Source organism: Geobacillus zalihae NBRC 101842, assembly GCF_001544135.1.
Taxonomy (GTDB): domain Bacteria; phylum Bacillota; class Bacilli; order Bacillales; family Anoxybacillaceae; genus Geobacillus; species Geobacillus zalihae.
The window spans coordinates 14,747-41,519 of record NZ_BCPV01000034.1; the positions used below are offsets into that span (position 1 = coordinate 14,747).

Below are 26,773 nucleotides of genomic sequence, written 5' to 3' on the forward strand. Positions count from 1 at the left end.
TGTCGGCTTGGCCGCAGAGGTGCGAAGAAGCACGCCTTTGATGTCACCTTCGCTGTATTTGTATTGTTGCCGGAGCCGCCGGCGTGTATAAGTAACAAAATTTGCGCCGCACAGGAGGAAACGACGAAAATGGAAAGCAAAATCGAAGTGCTCGCTACCGTCAAAGTTCAGCACTCCGACGACTTGTACAAAATTGTCGACTGCTTGAACCGAACGCTGAAGCGCGACAATTTGATGTTTGGCCTTGCCTTGGATGAAAACGACAAGCGCCAGGCCATCTTTACGATTTATCGGACGTGATCACGATGAAAAAGTGGGGTTGGTTCACTCTGCTTTTTTTTGGATTCCTCATTTGGCAGGCATGGTCGATTTATGACGAGGCGATGGCGCCCAAGCGGCTGATGGTGGAACATGCGTTGGCGCGGGCGAAGGAAGCCGCCGGGCTTGCTGATGTGAAGAAAGTCTATACATATTATGGCGACGAAGCGTGCACCGTATTCATCGGAAGAACAAAACAAGGGAAAGCGGTCGTCGTTTGGGTGCCTGAAAAAAAGGGGAGTGTCGTCGTCAAGGGCGTGGACAGCGGCATCAGCGAGGCGGAAGCGCGCGCCATTTTGCAACGCGACCGCCGACCGCGGCGCATCATCGACGCGACGCTTGGCATGGAAAAAGGCGTGCCTCTTTGGGAGTTGACATATATTGATGCGGAAGGAAGGTATTCGTTTTATTACCTTCACTTTGCGGATGGGGCCTTCCTGAAGAGGTACAGTTTTCAACAGTGAGGACGTGAGGGGGAAGAAGCGATGAAACTGGCAAAACGGGTGGCGTCGCTGACGCCATCGGCGACATTGGCCATTACGGCGAAAGCAAAGGAACTGAAAGCGGCCGGATACGACGTGATCGGCCTTGGGGCCGGCGAACCGGATTTCAACACGCCTGAGCACATTATCGCGGCGGCCATCAAGGCGATGAATGAAGGGCATACAAAATATACGCCATCAGGCGGGTTGCCGGCACTGAAAGAGGAAATCATCAAAAAATTTGCCCGCGATCAAGGGCTTTCATACGAGCCGGCGGAAATCATCGTCTGTGTCGGGGCGAAGCATGCGCTTTATACGCTCTTTCAAGTGCTGCTTGATGAAGGCGATGAGGTCATCATTCCGACGCCGTATTGGGTGAGCTACCCGGAACAAGTGAAGCTGGCTGGCGGCGTTCCGGTTTACGTTGAAGGGCTGGAAGAAAACGACTTTAAAATGACGCCGGATCAGCTGAAACAGGCGATTACCCCGAAGACGAAGGCGGTGATTATCAACTCCCCGAGCAATCCGACCGGCATGATTTATACGGCCGAGGAGCTGAAAGCGCTCGGGGAAGTATGCTTGGCGCATGGCGTGTTGATCGTTTCGGACGAAATTTATGAAAAATTGATTTACGGCGGGGCGAAACATGTGTCGATCGCCGAACTGTCGCCGGAGCTGAAGGAGCAGACGATCATCATCAACGGCGTATCGAAATCGCACTCGATGACAGGGTGGCGCATCGGCTACGCGGCTGGACCGAAAGACATCATTCAAGCGATGACCGATTTAGCAAGCCATAGCACATCGAATCCGACATCGATCGCTCAATATGCGGCCATTGCCGCCTACAGCGGGCCGCAGGAGCCGGTCGAACAAATGCGCCAAGCGTTTGAAAAGCGGCTTGACATCATTTATAACAAGCTTGTGCAAATTCCAGGCTTCACCTGCATCAAACCGCAAGGAGCGTTTTATTTGTTCCCGAACGCCCGAAAGGCGGCGGATATGGCCGAATGCCGCACGGTCGACGAGTTCGTCGCCGTCTTGTTGGAGGAAGCGAAAGTCGCGCTTGTGCCTGGTTCTGGGTTTGGGGCGCCGGATTACGTCCGCTTGTCGTACGCGACCTCGCTTGAGGCGCTCGAGACAGCGATCGAACGCATCCGCCGGTTTATGGAGGCGCGGGCCTAAGGCGCTTTGCGCCAAGGTGTCAGAGTGGAAAGAAAAAGGGCGGCTTTGTTTGGCGCAAAGCCGCTTTTTCCGCGTCGGTCTGTCGGCTGGCTCCGGGCGGCTGCGCCGAAGGGCGATTGGTGGGGGCAGCATCGTTTTGCGCTGCTTTGGCTGGTCGTTGCCGTGACGCCGACGGAACGGTATAATAGCGAATGATGGACGTGTCGATTATTGGAGGGAATCAGTGCGTGAAAACGACGACGATTGCGGAAGTGAATCAATACGTAGGACAACAAGTGACGATCGGCGCTTGGCTCGCGAACAAGCGCTCAAGCGGGAAAATCGTCTTTTTGCAGCTGCGCGACGGCACTGGCTTTATTCAAGGCGTCGTCGAAAAGGCGAACGTCTCGGAAGAGGTGTTTCAACGCGCAAAAACATTGACGCAAGAAACGTCGCTCTATGTGACGGGCACGGTGCGCATCGACGAGCGCTCCCCATTTGGCTACGAGCTGTCGGTTGCCGATTTGCAAGTCATTCAAGAAGCAGTTGACTATCCGATTACGCCGAAAGAGCATGGCGTCGAATTTTTGATGGACCATCGCCACCTTTGGCTTCGGTCGCGGCGCCAGCACGCGATCATGAAAATTCGCAACGAAATTATCCGGGCGACGTATGAGTTTTTCAACGACCGCGGGTTTGTGAAAGTCGACGCCCCGATTTTGACTGGCAGCGCACCGGAAGGAACGACCGAACTGTTTCATACGAAATATTTTGATGAGGATGCCTATTTGTCGCAAAGCGGCCAGCTCTACATGGAAGCGGCGGCGATGGCGCTCGGCAAAGTGTTCTCATTCGGCCCGACGTTCCGCGCCGAAAAATCGAAAACACGCCGCCATTTGATCGAGTTTTGGATGGTGGAGCCGGAAATGGCGTTTTATGAGTTTGAAGACAATTTGCGGCTGCAAGAAGAGTACGTCTCCTACCTTGTGCAGTCGGTGCTCGAGCGCTGCCGGCTTGAACTCGGGCGGCTCGGGCGCGACGTGTCGAAGCTTGAGCTGGTCAAACCGCCGTTTCCGCGCCTAACGTATGATGAGGCGATCAAGCTGCTTCATGAAAAAGGATTGACCGACATCGAGTGGGGCGATGACTTCGGTGCGCCGCATGAGACGGCCATCGCCGAAAGTTTTGACAAACCGGTGTTCATCACCCACTATCCGACCTCTTTGAAGCCGTTTTATATGCAGCCGGACCCGAACCGCCCCGACGTTGTGCTATGCGCCGATTTGATTGCGCCGGAAGGATACGGGGAAATCATTGGCGGCTCGGAACGGATTCACGATTATGAGCTGCTCAAGCGCCGCCTTGAAGAGCACCATTTGCCGCTTGAAGCGTATGAATGGTATTTGGATTTGCGCAAATACGGTTCTGTGCCGCATTCAGGGTTCGGGCTCGGCTTGGAGCGCACTGTCGCTTGGATTTGCGGCGTCGAACATGTGCGCGAGACGATTCCGTTCCCGCGGCTGCTCAACCGGCTTTATCCGTAAAAAACCCCCTGCAAAAAGGGGGTTTTTTCGCCGCCGTCATGTTATACTATAGTTGAGGTGCATCGGCATGGAAAAGAAAAAGGTGGCCGAATGGCTGGCGCAAGGAAGCATCGCCGTCCCGAAGCTGTTGCTTGGCCACTACAAGCAGCTTGGGTTGGGCGAGGGGGAGCTCGTCTTGCTTTTGCATATGCAGTCGTTTTTCGAAGAAGGCGTCTTGTTTCCGACGCCGGCCGAGCTGGCCGAAAGAATGACGGTCTCGGCAGCGGAATGCATGGAGATGGTGCGTCGGCTCTTGCAAAAAGGGATGATCGCGATTGAAGAGCATACGGATGAACAAGGCATTCGCAACGAAAAATATACGCTTGAACCGCTTTGGGAGAAGCTCGTGCATCATTTGTACACCCAGGCGGCTCAACAGGGGGAACTCGGCCGGCAGGAGGAAGAGGAGAGCTTATACACCGTTTTTGAGCAGGAGTTTGGCCGCCCGCTCTCCCCGTTCGAGTGTGAAACGCTTGCGATGTGGATCGATCAAGACGGCCATGAGCCGGCCATCATTAAAGCGGCGCTGCGCGAAGCGGTGCTGTCGGGGAAGTTGAATTTCCGCTACATCGATCGCATCTTGTTTGAATGGAAAAAGAACGGCATTCGCACGATTGAACAGGCGCACGATTACGGCAAAAAGTTTCGCAAGCCGTCCTCCCGTTCGGCGAGACAGACGGCGGGAGAATTTAAACAGACGATCCCGTTTTTCAATTGGCTCGACTCGTAACGAGAGGCGCTGTCTCTCGTTTTTGTTTGTCCAAAAATGGCCAATCGAACCGGTAAAAGGCGTCGTTTTGTTCGGGCCAATATGGCAATAAGGAGGAGACGAGGTGCTGACAAAGCAACAAATCCGCTACTGTTTGGATGAGATGGCCAAAATGTTTCCAGATGCGCATTGCGAGCTTTTGCACCGCAATCCGTTTGAGCTGCTGATTGCGGTTGTTTTGTCGGCGCAATGCACCGATGCGCTCGTCAACAAGGTGACGAAACGGCTGTTTGAAAAATATCGGACGCCGCACGATTATATTGCGGTGCCGCTTGAGGAGCTCGAGCAAGATATCCGCTCAATCGGCTTATATCGGAACAAAGCACGAAACATTCAAAAGCTGTGCGCGATGTTGATTGACAAGTACAACGGCGAAGTGCCGCGCGACCGCGATGAGTTGATGAAGCTGCCGGGCGTCGGGCGGAAGACGGCGAACGTCGTTGTGTCCGTTGCGTTCGGCGTGCCGGCCATCGCGGTTGATACACACGTCGAGCGCGTCAGCAAACGGCTCGGCTTTTGCCGCTGGGACGACTCGGTTTTGGAAGTCGAGAAGACGCTGATGAACATCATCCCAAAAGAAGAATGGTCGATCACCCACCACCGAATGATTTTTTTCGGCCGCTACCATTGCAAGGCACAGTCTCCGCAATGTCCGTCATGTCCTCTTCTTCATTTATGCCGTGAAGGAAAAAAACGGATGCGAAAACGGGAGGAAAAAGCGGCAAATCAGAAGTGAACGGAGCCGTGAAAGGGCTTGGTGAAGAAGGGCCAGCAGCATGCCGGTCGGTCATGAAAAAACGGATGGCGCAAAAGCCATCCGTTTTTTGGGAATGCAACGGTTATGGACGGGTGCCAAGACCCGCTCCGGATTCGTTTTTTAACGGCGGGGAGACAGGCGGCGTTCCGCTGTTTGCACCCGTTCCACCGTTCGTTCCGTTCGTTTGGCCGCTGTTGTTCGTTCCTTGGTTGTTTGTTCCATCCGTTTGGCCATTGTTTTGGTTGGCCCCGCCGCTGTTGCCATTTTCTTGTCCGCCGCTTGCGCCGCCGTTTTGTTCATTGTTGTTTCCCTGACCGTTTTCGTTTCCGTTATTCCCGCTGTTGCCTTGATCGGTGCCGCCGTTTTGCCCGCCGCTGCCTTGGCTGTCATCCCCCGGTTGTTGTGGCACGGGAGTTTGATCTTCTCCGCCGGGGACATGAACGCTGGCTATGGCCGGTTTGCTCATTCGTTCGCCGTCTTTTGCGTACACGGCGATTGTGTACGTCCATCCTGGCGTCGGATTGGAAATCGTGATCGAACGGTCTTTTGTGGTGATCGTATTCGTTTGACCTTGGCCATCTTTGACGCGCACCTCGAAGATCGTCTCATCGGTTTGCTCATCGTATGACCACGAAACCGAGATGGCGTTCGCCGCTTGGTCGTACACAGCGGTCAACCCTTTCACCGCCGGCAGTTCTTCCGGCACGTCGTTCGCCGTCTCCGTCGGCTCAGTGCCGCGCACGAACAATTCATACGTAATTTCGCTTTCCGGCGTGTATTTGCCGGCAAGTTTCGGCGGGTTCGTGCCTTTTTTGATCGGCAGTCTGACGACGCTCTCCGGCTGCTTGAAGCTTCCGCTGCCGTCATCGATGTGGGACATTAAGTTTTTCAACAAGTATTTCGGGATTTTTTGTTCCTCTATACTAAGCTTTGCCGTGCTGCTTCGCTTGCTGAAGCCGACCCAAATGGCCGCCGTATAGTTTGGCGTATAGCCGACAATCCAGCTGTCCGGCACATCGTCCCGGTCAAGGCCGAATTTTGCTCCATCTTTCCCATAGTTCGTCGTCCCTGTTTTGCCTGCGAGCTCAAGTCCTGGAACATTGGCCAATTGACCTGTTCCGGAGCGGATGACAGACTTCAGCACGTCCGTGATCATGTAGGCGGTATAATCATGCATCACCCGTTTCGGTTTCGGCTGCAAATCCATTTCCGTGCCGTCCGGGAAGACGATTTTTGTCACGGCATATGGCTTCGTATAGACGCCGTTATTACCAAAAGCAGTGTACGCTCCAGCCATTTGCAGCACCGATACGTAGCGGGATACTCCGCCGATAGCGTAAGGCTCATATACTTCATCAAAGCCCATGCCGAGTCGGTTAGCGAACTCCATCGCCCGCTCTTTGCCGACGGCTTGGAACGTTTTTAATGCCGGGATGTTGCGTGATTTTGCCAGTGCCGTCCGCAAGGTGATCGGCCCCATATATCCCCCGCCGGCGTTGCGGATCGGCGTGCCGTCCGAATACGTATACGGCTCGTCAACAAGAATGTGCGCGGTTGACCATTTTAAATATTCAATCGCCGGGCCATAGTCCAAAATCGGCTTGATCGTTGAACCGGGCTGGCCGACCGGTTGGATTGCGTAGTTGAAGCCGAATTCGATATTGTCGCGATGGCGACCGCCGCCTAACGCGCGAATGGCGCCTGTTTTGGTGTCGACGACGGCGATGCCGGATTGCAAATCCTTCTTATTGGTAAAGTATTTGTCAGAGTTTAATAGCTTTTCTACGTATGTTTGAACGTTTTGATCGAGCGTTGTATAAATTTTCAGCCCATCTTCAAAGACGTTGACGTTCGCCTTATCTGTCACTTCTTTGATCACTTCATCAATGAAGGCGTCATATGGTACGTCATTTTGCGTTTTTTTCCGTTTCGCCAACATCGATTGAATGGGCACTTGTTTCGCTTTTTCCGCTTCTTCTTCGCTGATGAAGCCGTGTTTCGCCATAAGCGACAATACGGTGTCACGCCGTTTTTTCGCTGCTTCCGGATGGTCGTACGGATTATACCGGTTTGGGGCCTGGGGCATGCCAGCGAGCAAAGCTGCTTCCGGAAGAGTGAGTTTTTTCAAGTCTGTCTTGCCAAAATAATATTCGGCGGCGCGTGCGACGCCATAAATGCCGTCTGAATAATAAATTTTGTTCAAATACATTTCCAAAATTTCATGTTTCGAATATTTTTGTTCCAGCTGTAGCGCGAGCCACGCTTCTTGCGCTTTCCGTTCCAACGTTTTCTTTGATGAAAGGAATGTCATTTTCACGACTTGCTGGGTGATCGTGCTGCCGCCTTCCGCCCCAAATCCTTCCTTGATGTTGGCGAGGACGGCGCCGGCCAAGCGGACGATGTCGATCCCGTGATGTTCATAAAAGCGGGCGTCCTCTGTTGCCAAGACGGCATCTTCAAGCACTTTCGGCACGTCTTTATACGAAATGTACGTTCGCTTGTAGCCGCCAAGCTCCGCTACTTGTTTTCCATTCATATCGTACAAGACGGAAGAAAGCGGATCTTTAATTTTGGCCTCATCCAGCGGAGGAGCGTCCTTAACGAAATAGGCGAAAGTGGCAATACCCCCGATGGCGCCAAGGACCATCATCAGCAATATCGCAATGGCGACGGTTTTCAACCATGACCTTCCTCGTTTCGTTTTCGCTTTCTTCTGTTTGGTCTGTTTCGCTGCCTGCTTTCGTTCTACGCGAGAACGATATTCACCAGACATAAGCAAATCCTGCCTTTCTTACAAGTTTTCACTTCAACGGGTGAAGTACACGTTGTCTACTACACTAATATAATCAATTCTCGGCTGGTAGCCAAGCGGAATGGAATGTCCATGCCGTTCGATCTCTTGTTTCGGAATCGACTTTCGTCCGCCGGCTTCCTGTTTGTTCCACCAAGCGATCAAATGAGAGGCGTCAAGCAAATACGTTTCATTGAGCAAAGAAAAACGCAAAATCGCAAAACAAATGCCGCCGTGGGCGACGACTTGCTCCATATGGCGGATTTGATGAGCGTGGAAATTTTTCAGCGGAAACGCCGTTTTGTTTTTTGTCTCTTTCGCCTCAAAGTCAATGTACTTGCCGCGGTACACACCGTTGTAGTCGGTCGTCGACGCTTGCCGGAAGTAGGCTTCGGTAATGACGGCGGCGCTCCGTTTCGGATAGTCGACGCGCACGATTTGCACCGGGGTCGGCTTTTTATGGATGACCGCGATGCCGCGTTCCCGGTAATATTCATTCGTCGCGTTTAAGTCGTCTTCGAGCGTCATGCCGCGATTGGCATAATCGGCCGCCGGCCGGCGCGCGGCGTTCGGCTTGTTTCCGCGATACTCTTTTCCGCTCGGGTATTTGAGTGCCATCGCGTTCATCTCCTTTGAATGGTTTTTATTATACCATACGCTCCGGTCATATGCGCTCTTTTTCTTTTCCTCCTTTCGACTGAAGGCAAGCGAAGGAGGTCAATGTCGAATGGCGGCTGCTTGCCACTTTCTTTGCCGAATTCGTTCTACTTTTGTCGCCGCAGCAGGAGTCGTCCTTCCCGCCGCGAATGGAATATCATCATGCGAGAAATGGGGGAGAGGGAATGGAAAAACGGCTCGTGAAAAAAGAGGAGATCGAAAAGCAGCTGCAGGAAATAGTTGCACTCATCGAGCAGGTCGATGCGAAAATGGAAAAAGTGATCGCCGATGTCATCGAAGAGCGTTATGCGCAAAATCAAGCGCAGCTCGGGCGCCTTGAAGGGCAGATCGCCGGCGTGGAACAGCGGCTTGAGAAGGAGAAGCAGAGCGCTGCACTTCCGCTTTCGTCGAAATTGTATTTCGTGTAAGCCGGCCGATATGGTATCATCAAACAGAAGCGCATCGCGGCAAAACGCATCCGTTCTCCGGGCCATAGGGCACAGGGCAAACCGGATTTGCCGGCATGGATAAAGGAGGAGGCGCCATGGAAAAAGAGCTTAAGGCGTTGACGAAGCGCCTGCAACAATACAACGAACAGTTGCTTTTGATCGCCCGGCGCGCCCGCGAGCAGAACGAGGAGCCGGATTTTTTTGGCGACGTGAAACCGATGGCCGAAGAGGTGCAGGCCGTTGCCGAACGGTGGAAGGACGCCGCTTCCCGCTGGGTCCGCCATGCGCGGCCGAAATATGTCCATGAGCGGCAAATTGAGGCCGCCGCCGACCATATGGCGAAGCTGTGCGTTGAGGCCTTTTATCCATCCGTTCCTGAGCGCCGCATCAAGCAATACAGCCAGGCCGTCGCTTATACGCTGGCGCTTGTCAAGGAACGGCTTGACGACACGAGCGAAGCAGGCAAGGAGAGGTTTTGACGGGGCAGGAGAAAGCGGCCGCACGGAAAAAGGGGCTGACCCAAAACGCGAGTGCGTTTTGGATTAGCCCCCTTTTTTGTTTTATGTGTCTTTGCCTGTTGTGATCGAGACAGGGCCGCCTTCTGCAGTAGCGACGGTGTTGATCTCGTATTCGACCCGCTCCGTATGCTTGGGCGGCGCTGGTTTTCCATGTTTCGGCTTTTCATGGTCATGGCCTTTCAATTTATGGTTAAAGTGGACGCCTCGACCCATCGCCAATCCCCCCTTGTACGACAATTCCTCTCGCCTCTTTAGGGTGGGAAGAAACATCGTTTTTTATGCGTCTTGAGGAACAGGGGCAAAAAAAAGAAGGGAAAAGCTCCCTCATCGTCCTACAGCCCAGCGTATTCCCCTGCTTCATCCGGCTGAGAGGCGCCGGCTTTTTCGAGCTCACGCACGAGATCGCGGTACTCGGCGAGCGAAATTTCCCCGCGCAAATACAGACGGCGGGCAAAATCAAGCAGTTCGTTCGCCTCAGCCGGTTCGCAATGTTTGACCGCCATAAACTTATGCTTTAACTCCGTCACGTTCATTGATGCTTTTCCCCCTTCCCCTTTTTTACATCGTACCATGAAAATAGGGAGAAAGAATGATTTCGGAAAATTAAAACTTCCGACAAGAGGTGACATGTCCGCACACGTCGTCAGGCGTTTGCACATATACTAGTGGCAGCTCGCCTCCTTAGCCTAGGGGGAATCGATTATCAAACATGGGGGAGAGGAGACATGCACCGTTATCCGCGCCCAGTTTCGCCGCCGGTTTATGGACCATACGGCTCAGGCGGCCATTATAGTCCTTATTTTCACTATGGGGTTTCATCCTTCCCATCGGCGCCGGTTCACTGGCCTCATCTTCCGTCCGGCCATGCCGCGCCTCCCTCGTATCCGATGCCGTATCCAAAGCCAGGACCGCTTTTGCCGCCGCCGCGCCCGTCGTTTCTCGCCCAGTTTAAAAACAGCGACGGAACGTACGATATCAACAAAATGATGAGTACCGTGGGGCAAATGATCAATACGGTCAATCAAGTGAATGGCGTGTTGAAAGGATTGCTCGGTACGTTTAAAAAATGAAACCGCGTCATGGCGCGACGGTCGAGCGCGCTTGAAAAAGGGAAACCGCTCCGCCGTTTGCACGGGGAGCGGTTGTCACGTTGTCAAATGAGCAACTCATACACTTCATTGAGCTGATACACGCGCTCATAATCGCGCTCATCCATCGCATAGCGGATTTCATGGGGCAAAATGCGGTCCAAAAAGGCGCTTTCTTCTTGCGTTAAGTCGCGGACAAATTCCCCTTCGCCTCGGTATGGTTTGCTGATCAGTTTTTTGTAAATGCGTTTTGGGGTGTCGCTGTGGTGATCCAAATAGTTGGACAGCACTTCGCGCAAGTAAGCGAGTGTTTGTTCCATCATCGTCCGCCCCCTTCAAAAAAAGAGACAAACTCTTTGCTTGTGTTTGTGCGGCCTTGGACGTACGGATTTTCTTCCGTCACGCGGTCCGGGTCGAGGTTTGTTTTGATGACAAGCATCGGCTCATCCGACGGCTCGTTGATCAGTCGGTCGTTCAATTGTTTGAAATCGGGCAGTTTCGCCATTCGTTTTGCACCTCCTATCAGTAGCGTAGCTTGTCAGCCGAGAAAGTATGTATGCATCGTTTTGATCGCGGCAAGGCAAGCAAATGGCAAACAATAAGGGGGCGGCGGTGACAGACTGCAACGACAACTGGAAGCGGAAAAACAAATACACGAACAACCGTGAGGAAATCGCCAATGAATGGGTGATCAAAAAAGGAACGCCGGAAGAGGGCGAACGTTCCGGAAATTCACTCCATAAACAATAGAAGATGGACAAGAAACAAGCCGCTCCCCATGCAGGGAACGGCTTGTTTCACGCCCAAGCGCGGCGCTGGCCGTTGCCAAAATGGTTTTTGAACGCACACACAGGCTGGATCGTCTTCAATCGATATCGATATATTTCCGTTTTTGCGGCAGCTGGATGGTGAGCGTCCCATTTTGAAACGAGGCTTTCACCTCATGCTCAGCGACCGGATACGGAAACGGAATCAGCCGCGCCACGCGCCGCCGTGCGTGGCGGCGTTCGTATACATGGCCGTGATGATCTGCCGATTCAATGGTTTCATTGTGATCGACGATCAGCTGCAGCCCATCTTCCTGCCATTGCAAGCTGATTTGTTCCCTTTTGATGTCAGGCAGCCGGACAATGATTTGGTAATCGTGCTTCGTCTCTTTCACCTCGATCGGAATGTACGCGGCAGCAAACGTTTGTGCGAAATAGTCATCGAGCGTTTCAAACAGTTTTTGCAGCGGCCGTTCATCAAACCATTGATTCATCATTTTCCGCAAATGATGGAACGGGTGATGGCCTCCCCCATTGGCTGGTGGTTGAAACGATTCATTCATTGCGCTTCCCTCCCTTTTTTCAAAACAGCGAAATGACTCTGTCGGGACGCTGCCGATTGGCAAGGCGATTCACTGTCAATGTATGTACGGAGCGAAAAAAAAGCTACTCCGTACTTTTTTAGGGAGTTTTCATCTTGTTTTAACCCAGATGGAATATAATGACACCACCATCCATGTGATGCACATCAATAACGCTGTCGGTTGCCCGGCGGCGGGAGGAGGGATGGCGCGATGCATTGGGTTCATTGGTTGGTGACATTGTTTTTTTCTGGAACAGCCGTGTCGCTTCTTTCCTATCAAGCGTTGGAAATCGTTCAAGCCATTGTCGATTGGATCGTTGACCGCCACTCGTAAACAGCTGCCTGCGCCGCTTTTGGCCGATTCATTTTTGAGGGCGTCTCGAACAGGCGCCCCATTCCTTTTTTGACTGCTGGCTGTCCGTTGGCGGTGGACGATTTGTTGTGTATAGTGAAAGATGTATAAAATGAAAGCAAACAGCCGCAATGGAGGAGGAGCAGCTGATGAACGGACGTATTTTATTGATTGAAGATGAAGCCGGGCTCGCCCGGTTTTTGGAGCTTGACTTAAAGCACGAAGGCTTTGACGTGCATGTATGCGCCGATGGACGCGAAGGGCTCGAGCTCGCTCTTTCGGAGCAGTGGGATCTCATTTTGCTTGATGTGATGCTGCCGAGTCTCAATGGCATGGAAGTATGCCGCCGCATCCGGGCGGCGAAATCGACGCCGATCATGATGATCACAGCGCGCGATAGCGTGTTTGACCGCGTCATGGGACTCGATAACGGGGCCGATGACTACATCGTCAAACCGTTTGCCATTGAAGAGCTGCTCGCCCGCATCCGCGCCTTGTTCCGCCGCGTTCATCCGGAAGCGAACGCCCAAGTGTTGACGTTTAAAGATTTAGTCGTTGACGTGCAGGCGCGCACCGTGAAAAAAGGAGACGAATTTATTGAGCTGACGAAGCGGGAATACGACTTGCTCGTCGCCTTTATGCAAAACATCAATGTCGTCTTGACGCGTGATGCGCTCCTTGACAAAGTGTGGGGATTTGACGCCGAAGTCGAGACGAACGTCGTTGACGTCTATGTCCGCTACTTGCGGCAAAAGCTTGACGAACACGATAAAGAGCGGTATATCCAAACGGTGCGCGGCACGGGATATGTGATGCGGCCATGAAGAGGGAGGCGATTCGCCGGCTTTCGCTGAAAGGGAAGCTGACCGTTTTGTCGGCCGGGGCGATTTTCATTACGTATTTTGTGTTTACGTTTTTGCAATATCATATGGTCAAACAATGGCTGCTGAAGGAAGAAGAAAAAACGATGGAACAAACGGTGGCGGAAATTGAAACCTATTACGAGGAAAAACGTAATCTATCATGGGAAGGGATTCGCCGCAGCCGCGCGTTTTTGGAAAGGTTGAATGAACGATACCAACTCATTCGCGTCACGGATGAGAAAGGAAACGTCATCGTCTCCGTTTCAAATGGGGCAGCGGTGTCGCTATCGCCGAGCGAGATGCCCGACAAGCGGAAAATGGATGAGCATTTCATCAACAATGAACGGTTTTTGCTGCTCCGTCAGCCGATTCATATCAGCAACTTGCATGGAACGATCGAAATCGCCCGCCGGCTGGCGAGGTTCCAGCAAGTGACCAACACGCTCTTTCTCATCATGACGGCGATCGGCTTTTTGGCCATGGCCGCAAGCGCTGTCGCCGGCCGGTTCGTGGCGCAAAGCTTCGTCCGGCCGTTGCAAACGCTGGCCAAAACGATGGCCGACATCAAAAACAACGGGCTGAAACGGCGCATTGATGTGCCTCCGGCGCGCGATGAAATTGCGGAACTGATGGTGATGTTCAACGGCATGATGGATGAAATTGAGCGGTCGTTCGCCATGCAGCGGCAATTTGTCGAGGATGCGTCCCATGAACTGCGCACGCCGCTCGCCATTTTGCAAGGCCATCTTTCGTTGCTGCAACGGTGGGGGAAGCACAACCCGGAGATTTTGGAAGAATCGCTTGAGGCGGCGATGAAAGAGGCGGAGCGGCTGAAGCGGCTCGTTCTCGAGCTTCTGGACTTGTCGCGCGCCGAGGCGATCACGGTGCCGGATGAGGTCGCGCCGATGGATGCCGCGGCGGCTGTCGGACAAGTCGTCAAAAATTTCCGCGTCTTGCACCCGGACTTCCAATTTCTGATTGACCAGCCGGATAAGCCGATTGCGCGCGCGGCGATGGCGAAGCATCATTTTGAACAATTGCTGTTCATTTTGCTTGACAATGCGGTAAAATATTCTCAGCGAGTGAAACAAATCGCGATTTCCTTGCGCGAGGAAGGGCCGTTTGTGACGGTCGCCGTCCGCGACCATGGCATTGGCATTCCGAAAGACGAGCTGAAAAACGTTTTTTTGCGCTTTTATCGCGTCGACAAGGCGCGCAGCCGCGAACAAGGCGGCGCCGGGCTCGGGCTTTCGATCGCCAAGGAAATCATCGATAAATACGGCGGGCAAATTACAGTGGAAAGCGAGATCGATCAAGGAACGACGGTCGAACTGGCCATTCCGAAAGCGGAATAGGAGGAGAGTGAGAGACATGGGACATTCCCATGGCGAAGAGACGGCAGGCAAAAAAGCGATTCATCACGTCGTCGAGAAGTTCCGCAAGCGCGGGGTGAAAATCGCGACATGCAAACCGCGGACGATGATGTCACTGTCATGCTTAGATGAGATCGACAAAATGAGAGGATGAATCGAAGAAAAGAAAATGGAAGCGAAACAGCGCATCATTCCGGCCATTAAAACGATGAAGCAATTTGACGCCTTTTTGTCAAGCGGTTACACGGTCGGCGTGTTGCTTGAGGTGCATATTGCCCAGTTAAAAAGCATCTTTGCCTATGCGCGCCGGCATGGCAAGGAGTTGATCATTCACGTCGACTTGGTGCAAGGGCTGAGCCATGATGAACATGCGGCGGAATACCTTTGCCAAGAGTTCCGCCCGCATGGCCTCATTTCCACGAAAGCGGGCGTCATTATGAAGGCGCGGCAAAAACGAGTCTTGGCCGTGCAACGCATCTTTTTGCTCGATTCTCATGCGTTGGAGAAAAGCTATCAGCTGATCGCCAAAACGAATCCGGACTGCATCGAAGTCATCCCGGGCGCCATGCCGCACATCATCCGCGAAGTGAAAGAACGGACGGGAAAACCGATTTACGCCGGCGGCCTCATCCGCACGGTCGACGATGTCGAGCGGGCGCTGGAAGCCGGCGCGGCATCGGTGACGACGTCAAATGAAACGCTTTGGCGCCACTACAATGGATAATGCGTTGAGCTGGTCAAATCGGCCGCCGTCTGCTACAATAAAGGTAACAAGTTAATCATCAGTCAGGAGACAAGGAGAGACCACGCATGCATGGTAGGCGTCATGCTTATCGTGTTTGCAATGGTCTCTTTTTGTCTTTTTCAAAAGGAGGAATCATGCATGACGTTCTCAAGCAAACAGCGGAGCGATGTTCTTCAAACGATGAGCGAAAAACAATATGATCTTCTCGTCATCGGCGGGGGGATCACCGGCTCTGGCATCGCCCTTGATGCCATCTCGCGCGGCATGACGGTCGCGCTTGTCGAGATGCAAGATTTCGCCGCCGGCACGTCAAGCCGGTCGACGAAGCTTGTTCACGGCGGCTTGCGCTACTTAAAGCAGTTCGAGGTGAAGCTTGTCGCGGAAGTCGGGCGCGAACGGGCGATTGTGTATGAAAACGGCCCGCACGTCACCACACCGGAGTGGATGCTGCTGCCCATTTACCGCGGCGGAACGTTCGGCAAGTGGAGCACGTCGATCGGCCTTTGGTTGTATGACCGGCTGGCCGGCGTCAAGCAAAGCGAGCGGCGCACGATGCTTAATGCCCGGCAGACGTTGGAAAAAGAGCCGCTCTTAAAGCGCGACGGCCTGATTGGCGGCGGCTATTACGTCGAGTATCGGACCGACGATGCCCGCTTGACGATCGAGGTGGTCAAAAAAGCGGTCGAGCTTGGCGTCGACGCCGTCAACTACGTCAAAGCCGAACAGTTTTTATACGACGAGCGCGGCCGCATCACCGGCGCCCGCTGCCGCGACATGATCGGCGGACGAGTGTATGACATCCGCGCCAAAAAAGTCGTCAATGCTGCTGGACCATGGGTTGATGCGCTGCGCGACAAAGACGGTTCGAAAACCGGCAAACGCCTCCAACTGACCAAAGGCGTCCACATCGTCATCGACCAAAAGCGGTTTCCGCTCAAGCAAGCCGTTTATTTTGACACCCCGGACGGCCGGATGGTGTTTGCCATTCCCCGCGACGGGAAAACGTATGTCGGCACGACCGATACATTTTATGACGATGATCCCGCTCATCCGGCCATGACCGAAGAAGACCGTGATTACTTATTGCAAGCGATTCACTACATGTTCCCGTCTGTCGGCGTCACTGCCGACGATGTCGAGTCGAGTTGGGCCGGCGTCCGCCCGCTCATTTACGAAGAAGGGAAAAACCCGTCGGAAATTTCCCGCAAAGACGAGATTTGGACATCGCCATCCGGCCTCATCACAATCGCCGGCGGCAAACTGACCGGCTACCGGAAAATGGCGGAAACCGTCGTCGACCTCGTCGCCAAACAATTGGAAAAAGAAGAGGGAAACACGTTCCGCCCGTGCCAAACGAAACAGCTGCCAATTTCCGGCGGTGATGTCGGCGGCTCGCACCGGCTGCCGGTCTTCATCGCCGAAAAGGCGAAGGAAGCGGCGCGCTATGGGCTGACAGAAGAACAAGGGGCGCGGCTGGCAAAACAGTACGGCACAAATGTCGACCGCCTCTTTGCCTTAAGCAACGAGTACGACCGCTCGTCCGGCTTAACGCGCGAAACGTTCGTCCGCCTCGTCTACGCCATCGAGGAAGAAATGGCGGTCAAACCAGTCGACTACTTCATCCGCCGCACCGGAGCGCTGTTGTTTGATATTGATTCGGTCCGGCGTGAGAAAGAGGCGGTTGTTGCGTTTATGGCGCGGTATTTTGGGTGGACCGAGGAAGAGCGGGACATGTATGGGAAGGAACTCGATCAGGAACTGCGGCGTGCTGTGTTGGCGGAGGAAGGAGAGGAGTGAATGATCCTTTGAAGGAAATGATGAGCGCCTGAATCCAGGGCGCTTTTTTGATGGATTTTTTCGTAAAAATTAAGTAAAATTTAAACAAAAACAAAGCGGGGGAAGAGAATGTCAGTTGCATACAATCCGCAAACGAAGCAGTTTCATTTGCGGGCGGGAAAGGCGAGCTACGTGATGCAGCTTTTCCGCTCCGGCTATTTGGCGCATGTCTATTGGGGAAAAGCGGTGCGCGATGTTCGAGGCGCGCGGGCGTTTCCGCGGCTCGATCGCGCGTTTTCCCCTAACCCCGACCCATCCGACCGCACGTTTTCGCTCGATACGCTGCCACAAGAATATCCAGCCTATGGGAATACCGATTTCCGGGCTCCGGCGTATCAAGTGCAGCTTGAGAATGGCTCGACCGTGACCGATTTGCGCTACAAAACGCATCGCATTTTCAAGGGGAAGCCAAAGCTTGATGGGCTTCCGGCGACGTATGTTGAGCACGAACAAGAAGCGGAGACGCTTGAAATGGTTCTTGAAGATGCGCTGATTGGCCTAGAGGTCACGCTGCAGTATACGGCGTATGAAAAATGGAACGTCATCACGCGCGCGGCCCGTTTTGAAAACAAAGGCGGCGAGCGGTTGAAACTGCTGCGTGCGCTCAGTATGAGCGTTGATTTCCCAACTGCTGACTATGATTGGATCCATCTCCCCGGAGCGTGGGGGCGCGAGCGCTGGATCGAGCGGCTCCCGCTTCTGACCGGCGTGCAAGCGGCGGAAAGCCGCCGCGGCGCGAGCAGCCACCAACAAAACCCGTTTATTGCGCTCGCTGCCAAAAACGCCGATGAACACCAAGGCGAAGTATACGGGTTCAGCTTGGTGTACAGCGGCAATTTTCTCGCCCAAATCGAGGTGGACCAGTTCCGCACTGCCCGCGTCTCGATGGGCATCAATCCGTTTGATTTTACGTGGCTATTGGAACCGGGCGAGTCGTTCCAAATGCCGGAAGTCGTTATGGTCTACTCCGATCAAGGGTTAAACGGAATGTCGCAAACGTACCACGAACTGTACCGCACCCGCCTAGCGCGCGGCGCGTTCCGCGACCGCGAACGTCCGATCTTGATCAATAACTGGGAAGCAACGTATTTTGACTTCAATGAGGAAAAGATGATGAATATCGCCCGAACGGCGGCGGAGCTTGGCATCGAACTGGTTGTGCTGGACGACGGCTGGTTTGGCGAGCGCGATGACGACCGCCGTTCGCTCGGCGATTGGATCGTCAACCGGCGCAAGCTTCCAAACGGCTTGGACGGGTTGGCGAAACAAGTGAACGAACTCGGGCTGCAGTTCGGCTTATGGATCGAACCGGAAATGGTGTCGCCAAACAGCGAGCTGTACCGGAAACATCCCGACTGGTGCCTCCATGTGCCCAACCGCCCGCGCTCTGAAGGACGGAACCAGCTTGTGCTCGATTATTCCCGCCAAGACGTGTGCGACTATATGATTGAAACGATCTCGAACGTGCTTGCGAGCGCCCCCATCACTTATGTGAAATGGGACATGAACCGCCATATGACGGAAATCGGTTCGGCCGCCCTGCCGCCCGAGCGCCAGCGCGAAACGTCGCACCGCTATATGCTTGGGCTCTATCGCGTGATGGACGAGATCACCGCGCGTTTTCCGCACATTTTGTTTGAAAGCTGCTCCGGAGGCGGAGGGCGGTTTGACCCGGGGATTCTCTATTATATGCCGCAAACATGGACGAGCGACAACACTGACGCTGTCTCGCGCCTGAAAATCCAGTACGGTACAAGCCTCGTTTACCCAGTGAGCGCCATGGGCGCCCACGTCTCGGCCGTGCCGAACCATCAAGTCGGGCGGGTGACGTCCCTCAAGACGCGCGGCCATGTGGCGATGTCAGGCAACTTCGGCTATGAGCTCGATATCACGAAATTGACGGAAACAGAAAAACAAATCATTAAGGAACAAGTCGCGTTTTACAAAGATGTGCGCCGCCTCGTCCAGTTCGGCACGTTTTATCGGCTGCTCAGCCCGTTTGAAGGCAACGAGGCGGCATGGATGTTCGTCTCGGAAGATCAGTCGGAAGCGCTCGTCGCCTACTTCCGCGTTCTGGCCGAAGCGAACGCCCCGCTGTCGCACTTGCGCTTAAAAGGGCTTGACCCGAATCAAGACTATGAAATCGAAGGCCTTGGCGTCTACGGCGGCGACGAGCTGATGTATGCCGGAGTGGCGGTGCCGCACCGCTTGGGCGATTTTATCAGCATGATGTGGCGATTGAAAGCCGTTCGATGATAGGGGGGATGATGCGGCCTGAGCGGATGCATCAGCGCGAAACAAACGAATCGAACCCGGCATGTTAGATGCCGGGTTCAAACTGTTTGAGCTTCTCGATAATGCGCCGCTTCCGATAGAGCATCTTCCCGGTTTCGGCGATGTCTTCCATAAACGATTTGTTAAACAGCGAACCGAAAATGACACCGATGATCGGAACGGCTTGAAACAGCTTTTTCCACCCGTATTGGTCACGGAACGTCATCATCACTTCCCGCCAGCCTTGCAGTTCGGAAAAGACGCGCCCGCGTTCATGGGAGAACGACGAAAGTTCGTCCAAAATCGCTTTTTTCCCGACGATGTCCGCCGTGGCAAACTGCAGGCATTTGACGACAAACACGCGCTCCTCTTTTTCCTTCGGGTCATATCCGTACACGATGGCGATCTCTTGCAGCGTTTTCAGCGCCAAGCCAAGAAGCGCTGGAATGTCCACCGCCAGCGTCAGCGCCCCGCCGACCCCGGTCGCCGCCCCTTGCAGCTGGGCGAACGTGACGCGCGCATCGATCAACTCGTCGCAAACGCGGTCCATCGTCGCAAGCGGCAAGTGCGGCACCTCGGCCAACGACGATACGCCAAGCTTGTCCAATACCTTTCCTTCATTCACTAAGTATTGCCCGCCGCTTTGAATATAGCTGCCCAGCTCATCAAGCAGCTGCCCGAGTTTTCGATGGACGACTTTTGGCGTCAGCTTATCGAGCACTTGAAACGGCAAGCGGCCGAGCTTTTCCCAAAACCATAGGTCTTTTTGGGAGTGTTCCCACTGTTCGATTTGCTTTAGTTCTTTTTGCAGCTCCAGTATGGCATCCATGCTTGGGCCTCCTGTTCCTTCTTTATGTTTAGGATAAGTTGATTGTAACGAATTATACGGATGAAGGAAGGGCTTTGTTTCTAACAAGAAGCTTGTCGGTATAATCAAAATCGGAATTTTTCGTTGATGGATAGTAAAATTTTAACTAAAATATTTATTAGACTAGATGACCTTAAGGAGGCTTTTTCATGATCGCAGCTTTAAAACAACAATTTACCCAACTTTTTGGCGGCTCGGACGAAGCCATCTGCACTTTCTTCGCCCCCGGCCGCGTCAATTTGATCGGTGAGCATACGGATTACAACGGCGGGCGTGTGCTGCCGTGCGCGCTTGCGATCGGCACGTATGCGCTTGTTCGGCAGACGAAAGAGCCATTTGTCCGCCTTTACTCCCAAAACTTCCCGGAAACGGGAGTGATCACGGTCTCTTACGATGACTTGTCATACCGGAGCGAACACGGTTGGGCGAACTACCCGAAAGGGATCTTGGCTGCGTTTCAAGCGTTACGTCCGCTTGAGACCGGATTGGACATTTTGTATTATGGAACGATCCCGAACGGCGCAGGACTGTCGTCATCCGCGTCGATTGAGCTTGTGACCGCGGTGATGCTCAACGAACTGTTCAGGCGCGGGCTTGATCAGCTGGAGCTTGTGAAAATGAGCCAAAACGTAGAAAATAAATACATCGGCGTCAATTGCGGCATTATGGATCAGTTCGCCGTCGGCATGGGAAAACAAGATTGCGCCATCCTGTTAAACTGCCAGACGCTCGAGTATCGCTATTTGCCATTGGTGCTTGACGATTGTGCGATCGTCATCGCGAACACAAACAAAAAGCGCGGCCTGGCGGACTCGGCGTACAACGAGCGGCGGGCGACGTGCGAGGCGGCTCTTGCGAAGCTGCAAAGCGTGCGGAACATCGCCTCGCTCGGCGAGCTGACAAGCGCAGAGCTGGCCCGTTATGCACATCTTCTTTCCCCGCTTGAGCAAAAACGGGCCCGCCATGCGGTGACGGAAAACGAGCGGACGCTTGAAGCCGCCTGGGCGCTTGAGCGCGGGGATCTCGTCCGCTTTGGCGAGTTGATGAAACAGTCGCATTTGTCGCTGCGCAATGATTACGAAGTGACAGGTGTTGAACTCGACACGCTCGTTGAAGCGGCATGGTCGCACGAAGGAACGGTCGGGGCGCGCATGACCGGAGCAGGATTCGGCGGCTGCACGGTGAACATTGTGAAAAAGGCATGCGTTCAAGATTTCATTGAACGGGTCGGAAACGCGTATGCCGAAAAAATCGGTTATGAAGCAAGCTTTTATGTCGTTGAAGTTGGTGACGGGGCGAGAGAACTCACGGGACTGGAGGAGATGAGCCGATGATTTTGGTTTGCGGAGGGGCAGGGTATATCGGCAGCCATGCGGTGTACCGTCTGCTTGAAAAAGGGGAGCGTGTGGTCGTGGTGGATAACTTGCAGACGGGGCACCGGGAGGCGGTTCACCGTGATGCGGTGTTTTGCCAAGGCGATATTCGCGACCGCGAGTTTTTGCGCGAGGTGTTTCGCCAGCACGACATTGAGGCGGTCATTCATTTTGCGGCGAACTCATTGGTCGGCGAAAGCATGGAAGAGCCGCTGAAGTATTACGACAACAACGTGTACGGGACACAAGTGCTGCTTGAAGTGATGAAGGAATTTGGCGTCAAGCAAATCGTCTTTTCTTCAACCGCCGCCGTGTATGGGGAGCCGAAACAAATCCCGATCATCGAAACCGATCCGACCGAACCGACAAACGCGTACGGAGAAACAAAGCTGGCGATGGAAAAAATGATGAAATGGGCGGACCGCGCCTACGGCATCCGTTCGATTTCGCTCCGCTACTTTAATGTCGCCGGGGCGTACGGCACGACAATCGGTGAGGACCACAACCCGGAGACGCATCTGATTCCATTGATTTTAAAAGTGCCGCTTGGCCAGCGCGAGGAAATCTACATTTTCGGCGATGACTACGACACGCCCGACGGCACGTGCATCCGCGACTACATTCATGTGCTTGATCTCGTCGATGCCCATTGGCTGGCGCTCGAGAAATTACGGAGCGGGGCAGACAGCGATGTATACAATTTAGGCAACGGCAACGGCTTCAGCGTCAAAGAAGTGATCGAAGCGGCGCGGCAAGTGACCGGACACCCGATCCCTGCCCGCGTCGTGGCGCGGCGGCCGGGCGACCCGGCGCGGCTTGTCGCTTCATCGGAAAAAGCAAAGCGCGAGCTCGGCTGGGAGCCGAAATACTTGTCCATTACGGATATCGTCGCCTCGGCGTGGGAGTGGCACAAAGCGCGGCCAAACGGCTATCGGGGTGTGTGAGCGATGGAACGAATTTGGACGGCGATTGAACAACTGATCCGTTATGCCGAGCAACGCGGCCTTTTAGCGCCGGAAGATGTGGTGTACGCGCGCAACCGCCTGCTGGCAACGCTCCGACTCACGGAATGGCAGCCGGCCGAGGTCAAGGACGTTCCCTTGGCCTCGCCGGCCCCGGTATTGGACGCTATGATTGATTGGGCGTATGAACAAGGATTGTTGGAAACGAATACCACGACCGAGCGCGATATATGGAATGCGAGACTGATGGACTGCGTCATGCCGCGGCCGTCGGAAGTGATCCGCGCCTTTTACGAGCGGTACCGCCGCAGCCCGCAGGAGGCGACGGACTGGTTTTATTCGTTGAGCCAAGCGTCCAATTACATTCAAACGGCGCGCATCGCCAACAATCAGCACTGGAAAGTGTCAACCATCTATGGAGAATTGGATATCACCATTAACTTGGCGAAGCCGGAAAAAGACCCGAAGGAAATCGCCAAATTAAAAGAGATGCCGTCATCCTCGTATCCAAAATGTGTATTATGCAAAGAAAACGAAGGGTATGAAGGAACGTGGCGTCATCCCGCCCGTTCCAATCACCGTGTCATCCCGATCACGTTATTGGATGAACAGTGGTATTTCCAATATTCTCCCTACGTGTACTATCATGAACATTGCATCGTCTTTTCCGCCGAACATGTGCCGATGAAAATGGAGCGGAAGACGCTTGAGCGCTTGCTCGATTTCGTCGAAAAGTTCCCGCACTATTTCATTGGCTCGAACGCCGACTTGCCGATTGTCGGCGGCTCGATTTTAGTGCATGACCATTTCCAAGGCGGGCGTTATCCGTTTGCGATGGAAAAGGCGGAGATCGAAGAGTGTATCCCGCTGCCATCGTTTCCGTCGGTCACAGCCGGCATTGTGCGCTGGCCGATGTCCGTCATCCGTTTGACTGGACCAAAAGAGGACGTGTTGGATGCGGCTGCCTTTTTGTATGAAACATGGCGGACGTACAGCGACCCAAGCGTCGAGATTATGGCCTACAGCGGCGATGTTCCGCACAACACGATCACCCCGATCGCCCGGCGGTGCGGCGATTTGTTTGAGTTGGACATTGTTTTGCGCAACAATCGGACATCAGCGGAACATCCGTACGGCATTTTCCATCCGCATGAAGAATTGCATCATATTAAAAAAGAAAATATCGGCTTGATCGAAGTGATGGGGCTGGCGGTGCTGCCGGCACGGCTTGCCGTGGAACTGGAGACGCTGGCCGATTATCTCGTGCATCGGACAAAAAAAGAAGACTGGGACGAGTCGATGCATAAACATTGGGATTGGTGCGAAGCCATTCACTCGGCCTATCCGGACATCACGAAGGACAACGTCCATGACATTTTGCGGCACGAAGTCGGGCAACGGTTTGTGACCGTGTTGGAACATGCCGGGGTGTTTAAGCGGGACAAGCGAGGGAAGGACGCGTTTCGCCGCTTTCTACAGCACGCGGTGGAGCGCATGTCGTCTCTTGTTTAAATGCGGCGAAAAAACGCGTTTCATATGAAACAGAAAGGGGGTGCGAACAGACGATGGCTACGTTAAAAGAAATCGCGGAAAAAGTCGGCGTTTCGGTCGCGACGGTGTCGCGCGTGCTTAATTACGATACGACGCTGTCCGTTTCCGATGAAACGAGAAGGCGCATTTTTGAAGTCGCCCAAGAGCTGAACTACAAAACATTGCGGGAGCGAAGCCAGCAAGCGCGCGAATCGTTTCGCTTCGGGCTCATTCACTGGTATTCGGAACGCCAGGAAATCGATGACCCGTATTATATGGCGATTCGCCTCGGGGTGGAAAAAGAATGTTTTGACCGCGGCATAGAACTGGTCAAACTGTTTAAGCAAAATGGCGTTTATCCGACCGAACGGATGGAAGGGCTTGACGGCGTCATCGCCGTCGGAAAGTTCGGGCCGAAGGAAGTCGAGGTTTTTGCCGCCGGGGCCAAACAAATTGTGTTTGTCGACTGTTCGCCTGATGAGCATCGGTTTGATTCAGTCGTCATCGACTTGCGTCAAGCGACGGTGACAGTGCTTGATTATTTGCTTCGGTTGGGGCATACGAAAATTGGTTATATCGGCGGCCGTGAATATGTCGACGGGGAAACGCCGATCCGCGATGAGCGCGAAGCGGCGTTTTACGAATATTTGTATGTCAAAGGGCTGTATGATTCCCGCTATGTATGGATCGGTGCCTTCACTGCTGAAGATGGCTATCGGCTGATGAAAGAGGCTGTTTCAGGCGGCGACTTGCCGACGGCGTTTTTCATTGCCAGTGATTCGATGGCGATTGGCGCCCTGCGTGCGCTGCATGAAGCCGGGATCGCTGTTCCGGAAGAGGCGGCGATTGTCGGATTCAATGATATTCCGACGGCAGCATTTCTTCACCCGCCGCTTTCGACGGTGAAAGTATACACAGAATTTATGGGTGAAACAGCGGTTGAGCTGCTCATCGAACGGTTGACGACGAAACGAGCGATTTGCAAAAAGGTCGTCGTGCCGACAGAGCTCGTCATCCGCTCAAGCAGCGAGGGCAACGAAAAGGGGAGCGGTCGATAAGCCGCTCCCTTCCGCATTAATGGAACTCGATATCAACGCGTTTTTTCGTTCCTGTCGTTGTTTTCGGGATATGAATGTCCAGCACGCCGTTTTTGTACGTCGCGCGAATGTTTTCCGTCGCCGCATCCGCCGGCAGGGTGATCGAACGCTGGAAGCGACCGAAGAAGCGTTCGCGCCGGTGCATTTGTTCTTCTCTTACATCGTGGTGGCGTTGAATCGTGCCGCTGATGGTCAACATGTTGTTCTGCACGTCAATGTGCACATCCTCTTTCCGCTCCAGCCCCGGTAAATCGCACGAAACGACGTATTCGTTGGCCGTTTCATGCATGTCGATGCGCGGCATCCAGTGCTGCTCATCCATATGAGTGAACAGCGATGGAAAATCACTAGCAAAAAAGCGGTTCATATCCCGGCGAATCGATTCCAAGTGCCGGAACGGGTCATACGGAATTAACGCCATAACTGCCATCCTCCTTAACAAGAAATGTTTTTCCGCTCAGTAGTGTGAACCGGATTCGTCTGTTTTATGTATGATTGGCTTGCAATTGTTCCATCACCGTCAAATACGCTTGAATGAGTGCTACTTTCATGCCATCCGGCAAGTCAGAAGCGGCCACCCGCTTAACTGCGTAATAAAACTTCACTTCGGACGATTGCCGCACGCGCGGATGCGTCCATTCATCGCGCAGCTCTTGCCTTATCGTTTCATACAAAAGAGTTTGGCTTTCTTGTTCATCAAGCGGTCCGGCCGCCAGCGATCGGTTCGGCCAAAGGCGGCGGTAGCCGTCAAGCAATGCAGAAAATGGATAGGTCACGGCTGTTTCCCTCCTTAAAAATATGCATAGCGATCCTCGAGGTCTGCTCCTTGCAACATATTCTTTTTAAGAAATTATATCATACAGCAGTCGAAGCGATTCGGGAGGCCAAGTCGAATGTAGATAGTGGGGGCTGGTTTCGTTTGCTGTCGTTGTAAGGCAGTCGAACCGTGGGACGCACGAGGATGGCTTGGTTGACAGCCTGCCGTGGGGCGGGTGTTCCCAAAAATCTCCCACCTCTAAGCGTTAGCGTAGGTGGGAGAGCGTTCAACCTAAAAAAGTAGTTGACATAAGGTGAGATAGTGTATAAAATAAAAATCGCGCTTCGACGGAATGTCGGAGTGCAACGATCGAACAATCATGAAATAAAAAAACTATTGACAAATAGTTAACACTGCGTATAATGAATAATTGCCGCGACGAAATGAACGCGGTAATAATTAGAAGAGAATCAGTAGTTGACATTTTTGAAAGATTGTTTATAATAGTAACTGTCGTTCCTTGAAAACTGAACGAAACGAAGCGCGAAAGAAAAGCGGAGGCCGCTTTGGCCGAAGCTGGACAATACGGAAAAGCTGAGGCCCGCGGGTCGCCGCGATGGGCAAATGTTCTTCGCCTGCAGGGATTTACAATCCCGAAGGCGAAGGTTATTTGACCCCGAGCGGCGGCGGGCTGAAGCTGGACAATGCGAAAAGCCAATCAACTTTCTTTTGGAGAGTTTGATCCTGGCTCAGGACGAACGCTGGCGGCGTGCCTAATACATGCAAGTCGAGCGGACCGGATCGAGGCTTGCCTTGG

Annotated in this window: 32 protein-coding genes and 1 rRNA gene; 23 read left to right on the forward strand and 10 right to left on the reverse strand. The window is 53.6% G+C overall.

The genetic code is table 11. From position 1 onward, the window contains the following. Window positions 1-129 precede the first annotated feature (129 nt). From GZ1_RS18300 to nth, 7 genes are all read left to right on the forward strand, one after another. Window positions 130-300 (forward strand): YpmA family protein, encoded by a 171-nt coding sequence (locus tag GZ1_RS18300; protein WP_011231659.1) that lies wholly within the window; start codon window positions 130-132, stop codon window positions 298-300. Window positions 301-305: 5 nt separating this feature from the next. Continuing rightward, on the forward strand, window positions 306-782 hold the full coding sequence (locus tag GZ1_RS10850) for a cell wall elongation regulator TseB-like domain-containing protein (RefSeq protein WP_015375254.1): 477 nt from the start codon (window positions 306-308) through the stop codon (window positions 780-782). Window positions 783-803: 21 nt separating this feature from the next. Beyond that, window positions 804-1,985, forward strand: coding sequence for a pyridoxal phosphate-dependent aminotransferase (locus GZ1_RS10855; protein WP_060788467.1), 1,182 nt, complete (start codon window positions 804-806; stop codon window positions 1,983-1,985). 24 nt (window positions 1,986-2,009) lie between these two features. Continuing rightward, entirely contained in the window at window positions 2,010-2,180 is a 171-nt protein-coding gene (locus GZ1_RS18960; RefSeq protein WP_021322200.1) for a hypothetical protein, read from the forward strand. Next, complete coding sequence (asnS, locus tag GZ1_RS10860; protein ID WP_020278328.1) at window positions 2,180-3,508, forward strand: asparagine--tRNA ligase; 1,329 nt, start codon at window positions 2,180-2,182, stop codon at window positions 3,506-3,508. Before GZ1_RS18960 ends, asnS begins: the two co-directional genes overlap by 1 nt. Window positions 3,509-3,575: 67 nt before the next feature. After that, window positions 3,576-4,277 carry a DnaD domain-containing protein gene (locus GZ1_RS10865; protein WP_011231655.1) on the forward strand — a complete coding sequence of 234 codons (702 nt, stop codon included), beginning with the start codon at window positions 3,576-3,578 and terminating at the stop codon, window positions 4,275-4,277. Between the two features lie 103 nt (window positions 4,278-4,380). After that, on the forward strand, window positions 4,381-5,052 hold the full coding sequence (gene nth, locus GZ1_RS10870; protein ID WP_060788468.1) for an endonuclease III: 672 nt from the start codon (window positions 4,381-4,383) through the stop codon (window positions 5,050-5,052). 103 nt (window positions 5,053-5,155) lie between these two features. Here the strand turns inward: nth and GZ1_RS10875 are convergent, their stop codons facing one another. Together GZ1_RS10875 and recU are read right to left on the reverse strand one after the other, a co-directional pair. Next, window positions 5,156-7,846 carry a penicillin-binding protein 1A gene (locus tag GZ1_RS10875; RefSeq protein WP_060788469.1) on the reverse strand — a complete coding sequence of 897 codons (2,691 nt, stop codon included), beginning with the start codon at window positions 7,844-7,846 and terminating at the stop codon, window positions 5,156-5,158. 33 nt (window positions 7,847-7,879) lie between these two features. Beyond that, window positions 7,880-8,482, reverse strand: a complete 603-nt coding sequence (recU, locus tag GZ1_RS10880) for a Holliday junction resolvase RecU (protein ID WP_011231652.1) — start codon at window positions 8,480-8,482, stop codon at window positions 7,880-7,882. 224 nt (window positions 8,483-8,706) lie between these two features. On the opposite strand from recU, the gene GZ1_RS10885 reads away from it, so the two are divergent. After that, window positions 8,707-8,949: a hypothetical protein gene (locus GZ1_RS10885; protein WP_013144928.1), complete on the forward strand. Its 243-nt coding sequence runs from the start codon at window positions 8,707-8,709 to the stop codon at window positions 8,947-8,949. A gap of 116 nt (window positions 8,950-9,065) precedes the next feature. Further along, window positions 9,066-9,449: a YppE family protein gene (locus GZ1_RS10890; protein ID WP_015375251.1), complete on the forward strand. Its 384-nt coding sequence runs from the start codon at window positions 9,066-9,068 to the stop codon at window positions 9,447-9,449. Window positions 9,450-9,530: 81 nt separating this feature from the next. Here GZ1_RS10890 and GZ1_RS19275 read toward each other — a convergent pair whose 3' ends face one another. Both GZ1_RS19275 and GZ1_RS10895 read right to left on the reverse strand, forming a co-directional pair. Continuing rightward, entirely contained in the window at window positions 9,531-9,701 is a 171-nt protein-coding gene (locus GZ1_RS19275) for a hypothetical protein (protein ID WP_013144930.1), read from the reverse strand. Window positions 9,702-9,820: 119 nt separating this feature from the next. Further along, window positions 9,821-10,021: a YppF family protein gene (locus tag GZ1_RS10895; RefSeq protein WP_011231648.1), complete on the reverse strand. Its 201-nt coding sequence runs from the start codon at window positions 10,019-10,021 to the stop codon at window positions 9,821-9,823. 192 nt (window positions 10,022-10,213) lie between these two features. Here GZ1_RS10895 and GZ1_RS10900 point away from each other — a divergent pair, with 192 nt between their 5' ends. After that, on the forward strand, window positions 10,214-10,558 hold the full coding sequence (locus tag GZ1_RS10900) for a YppG family protein (RefSeq protein ID WP_013144931.1): 345 nt from the start codon (window positions 10,214-10,216) through the stop codon (window positions 10,556-10,558). 83 nt (window positions 10,559-10,641) lie between these two features. On the opposite strand, the gene GZ1_RS10905 is transcribed toward GZ1_RS10900, so the two are convergent. Next, window positions 10,642-10,896 (reverse strand): sigma-G-dependent sporulation-specific acid-soluble spore protein CsgA, encoded by a 255-nt coding sequence (locus GZ1_RS10905; protein ID WP_015375250.1) that lies wholly within the window; start codon window positions 10,894-10,896, stop codon window positions 10,642-10,644. Then, window positions 10,896-11,081, reverse strand: coding sequence for a hypothetical protein (locus GZ1_RS10910; RefSeq protein ID WP_011231645.1), 186 nt, complete (start codon window positions 11,079-11,081; stop codon window positions 10,896-10,898). The genes GZ1_RS10905 and GZ1_RS10910 overlap by 1 nt, the downstream gene beginning before the upstream one ends. 83 nt (window positions 11,082-11,164) lie before the next feature. Here GZ1_RS10910 and GZ1_RS19280 point away from each other — a divergent pair, with 83 nt between their 5' ends. After that, the gene (locus GZ1_RS19280) at window positions 11,165-11,326 is read left to right on the forward strand and encodes a hypothetical protein (RefSeq protein ID WP_015375249.1); all 162 of its coding nucleotides are present in this window, start codon (window positions 11,165-11,167) and stop codon (window positions 11,324-11,326) included. Between the two features lie 115 nt (window positions 11,327-11,441). Here GZ1_RS19280 and GZ1_RS10915 read toward each other — a convergent pair whose 3' ends face one another. Then, window positions 11,442-11,906 (reverse strand): Hsp20/alpha crystallin family protein, encoded by a 465-nt coding sequence (locus GZ1_RS10915; protein ID WP_011231644.1) that lies wholly within the window; start codon window positions 11,904-11,906, stop codon window positions 11,442-11,444. Window positions 11,907-12,137: 231 nt separating this feature from the next. On the opposite strand from GZ1_RS10915, the gene GZ1_RS19625 reads away from it, so the two are divergent. The 7 genes from GZ1_RS19625 (at window position 12,138) to GZ1_RS10940 (ending at window position 19,351) form a co-directional block, all read left to right on the forward strand. Next, on the forward strand, window positions 12,138-12,260 hold the full coding sequence (locus GZ1_RS19625; RefSeq protein WP_013524106.1) for a hypothetical protein: 123 nt from the start codon (window positions 12,138-12,140) through the stop codon (window positions 12,258-12,260). Window positions 12,261-12,427: 167 nt separating this feature from the next. Then, on the forward strand, window positions 12,428-13,102 hold the full coding sequence (locus GZ1_RS10920) for a response regulator transcription factor (RefSeq protein WP_013144934.1): 675 nt from the start codon (window positions 12,428-12,430) through the stop codon (window positions 13,100-13,102). Further along, window positions 13,099-14,496, forward strand: coding sequence for a HAMP domain-containing sensor histidine kinase (locus tag GZ1_RS10925; RefSeq protein WP_020755752.1), 1,398 nt, complete (start codon window positions 13,099-13,101; stop codon window positions 14,494-14,496). Before GZ1_RS10920 ends, GZ1_RS10925 begins: the two co-directional genes overlap by 4 nt. 16 nt (window positions 14,497-14,512) lie before the next feature. Further along, window positions 14,513-14,668, forward strand: coding sequence for a hypothetical protein (locus tag GZ1_RS19285; RefSeq protein ID WP_164832333.1), 156 nt, complete (start codon window positions 14,513-14,515; stop codon window positions 14,666-14,668). A 15-nt stretch (window positions 14,669-14,683) separates the two neighbouring features. Next, on the forward strand, window positions 14,684-15,238 hold the full coding sequence (locus tag GZ1_RS10930) for a glycerol-3-phosphate responsive antiterminator (protein WP_020755754.1): 555 nt from the start codon (window positions 14,684-14,686) through the stop codon (window positions 15,236-15,238). Between the two features lie 159 nt (window positions 15,239-15,397). Continuing rightward, window positions 15,398-17,056, forward strand: a complete 1,659-nt coding sequence (locus tag GZ1_RS10935; protein WP_060788476.1) for a glycerol-3-phosphate dehydrogenase/oxidase — start codon at window positions 15,398-15,400, stop codon at window positions 17,054-17,056. Between the two features lie 108 nt (window positions 17,057-17,164). Further along, on the forward strand, window positions 17,165-19,351 hold the full coding sequence (locus GZ1_RS10940; RefSeq protein WP_060788470.1) for an alpha-galactosidase: 2,187 nt from the start codon (window positions 17,165-17,167) through the stop codon (window positions 19,349-19,351). Between the two features lie 64 nt (window positions 19,352-19,415). Here the strand turns inward: GZ1_RS10940 and GZ1_RS10945 are convergent, their stop codons facing one another. After that, the gene (locus tag GZ1_RS10945; protein WP_060788471.1) at window positions 19,416-20,198 is read right to left on the reverse strand and encodes an EcsC family protein; all 783 of its coding nucleotides are present in this window, start codon (window positions 20,196-20,198) and stop codon (window positions 19,416-19,418) included. Window positions 20,199-20,386: 188 nt separating this feature from the next. Between GZ1_RS10945 and GZ1_RS10950 the strand changes: the two genes are divergently transcribed. The 4 genes from GZ1_RS10950 to GZ1_RS10965 are packed head-to-tail and all read left to right on the forward strand — an operon-like array spanning window position 20,387 to window position 25,160. Then, on the forward strand, window positions 20,387-21,571 hold the full coding sequence (locus GZ1_RS10950) for a galactokinase (RefSeq protein WP_060788472.1): 1,185 nt from the start codon (window positions 20,387-20,389) through the stop codon (window positions 21,569-21,571). Beyond that, window positions 21,568-22,554 (forward strand): UDP-glucose 4-epimerase GalE, encoded by a 987-nt coding sequence (gene galE / locus GZ1_RS10955; RefSeq protein WP_060788473.1) that lies wholly within the window; start codon window positions 21,568-21,570, stop codon window positions 22,552-22,554. The genes GZ1_RS10950 and galE overlap by 4 nt, the downstream gene beginning before the upstream one ends. 3 nt (window positions 22,555-22,557) lie before the next feature. After that, window positions 22,558-24,084, forward strand: coding sequence for a UDP-glucose--hexose-1-phosphate uridylyltransferase (galT, locus tag GZ1_RS10960; RefSeq protein WP_060788474.1), 1,527 nt, complete (start codon window positions 22,558-22,560; stop codon window positions 24,082-24,084). Window positions 24,085-24,137: 53 nt separating this feature from the next. Continuing rightward, on the forward strand, window positions 24,138-25,160 hold the full coding sequence (locus GZ1_RS10965) for a LacI family DNA-binding transcriptional regulator (RefSeq protein WP_060788475.1): 1,023 nt from the start codon (window positions 24,138-24,140) through the stop codon (window positions 25,158-25,160). Window positions 25,161-25,176: 16 nt separating this feature from the next. Here GZ1_RS10965 and GZ1_RS10970 read toward each other — a convergent pair whose 3' ends face one another. Together GZ1_RS10970 and yoyC are read right to left on the reverse strand one after the other, a co-directional pair. Continuing rightward, window positions 25,177-25,620, reverse strand: a complete 444-nt coding sequence (locus GZ1_RS10970; RefSeq protein WP_011231631.1) for an Hsp20/alpha crystallin family protein — start codon at window positions 25,618-25,620, stop codon at window positions 25,177-25,179. 64 nt (window positions 25,621-25,684) lie between these two features. Next, window positions 25,685-25,975, reverse strand: coding sequence for a protein YoyC (gene yoyC / locus GZ1_RS10975; RefSeq protein ID WP_011231630.1), 291 nt, complete (start codon window positions 25,973-25,975; stop codon window positions 25,685-25,687). A gap of 707 nt (window positions 25,976-26,682) precedes the next feature. On the opposite strand from yoyC, the gene GZ1_RS19410 reads away from it, so the two are divergent. Beyond that, a 16S ribosomal RNA gene (locus GZ1_RS19410) occupies window positions 26,683-26,773 on the forward strand; the annotation flags it as partial.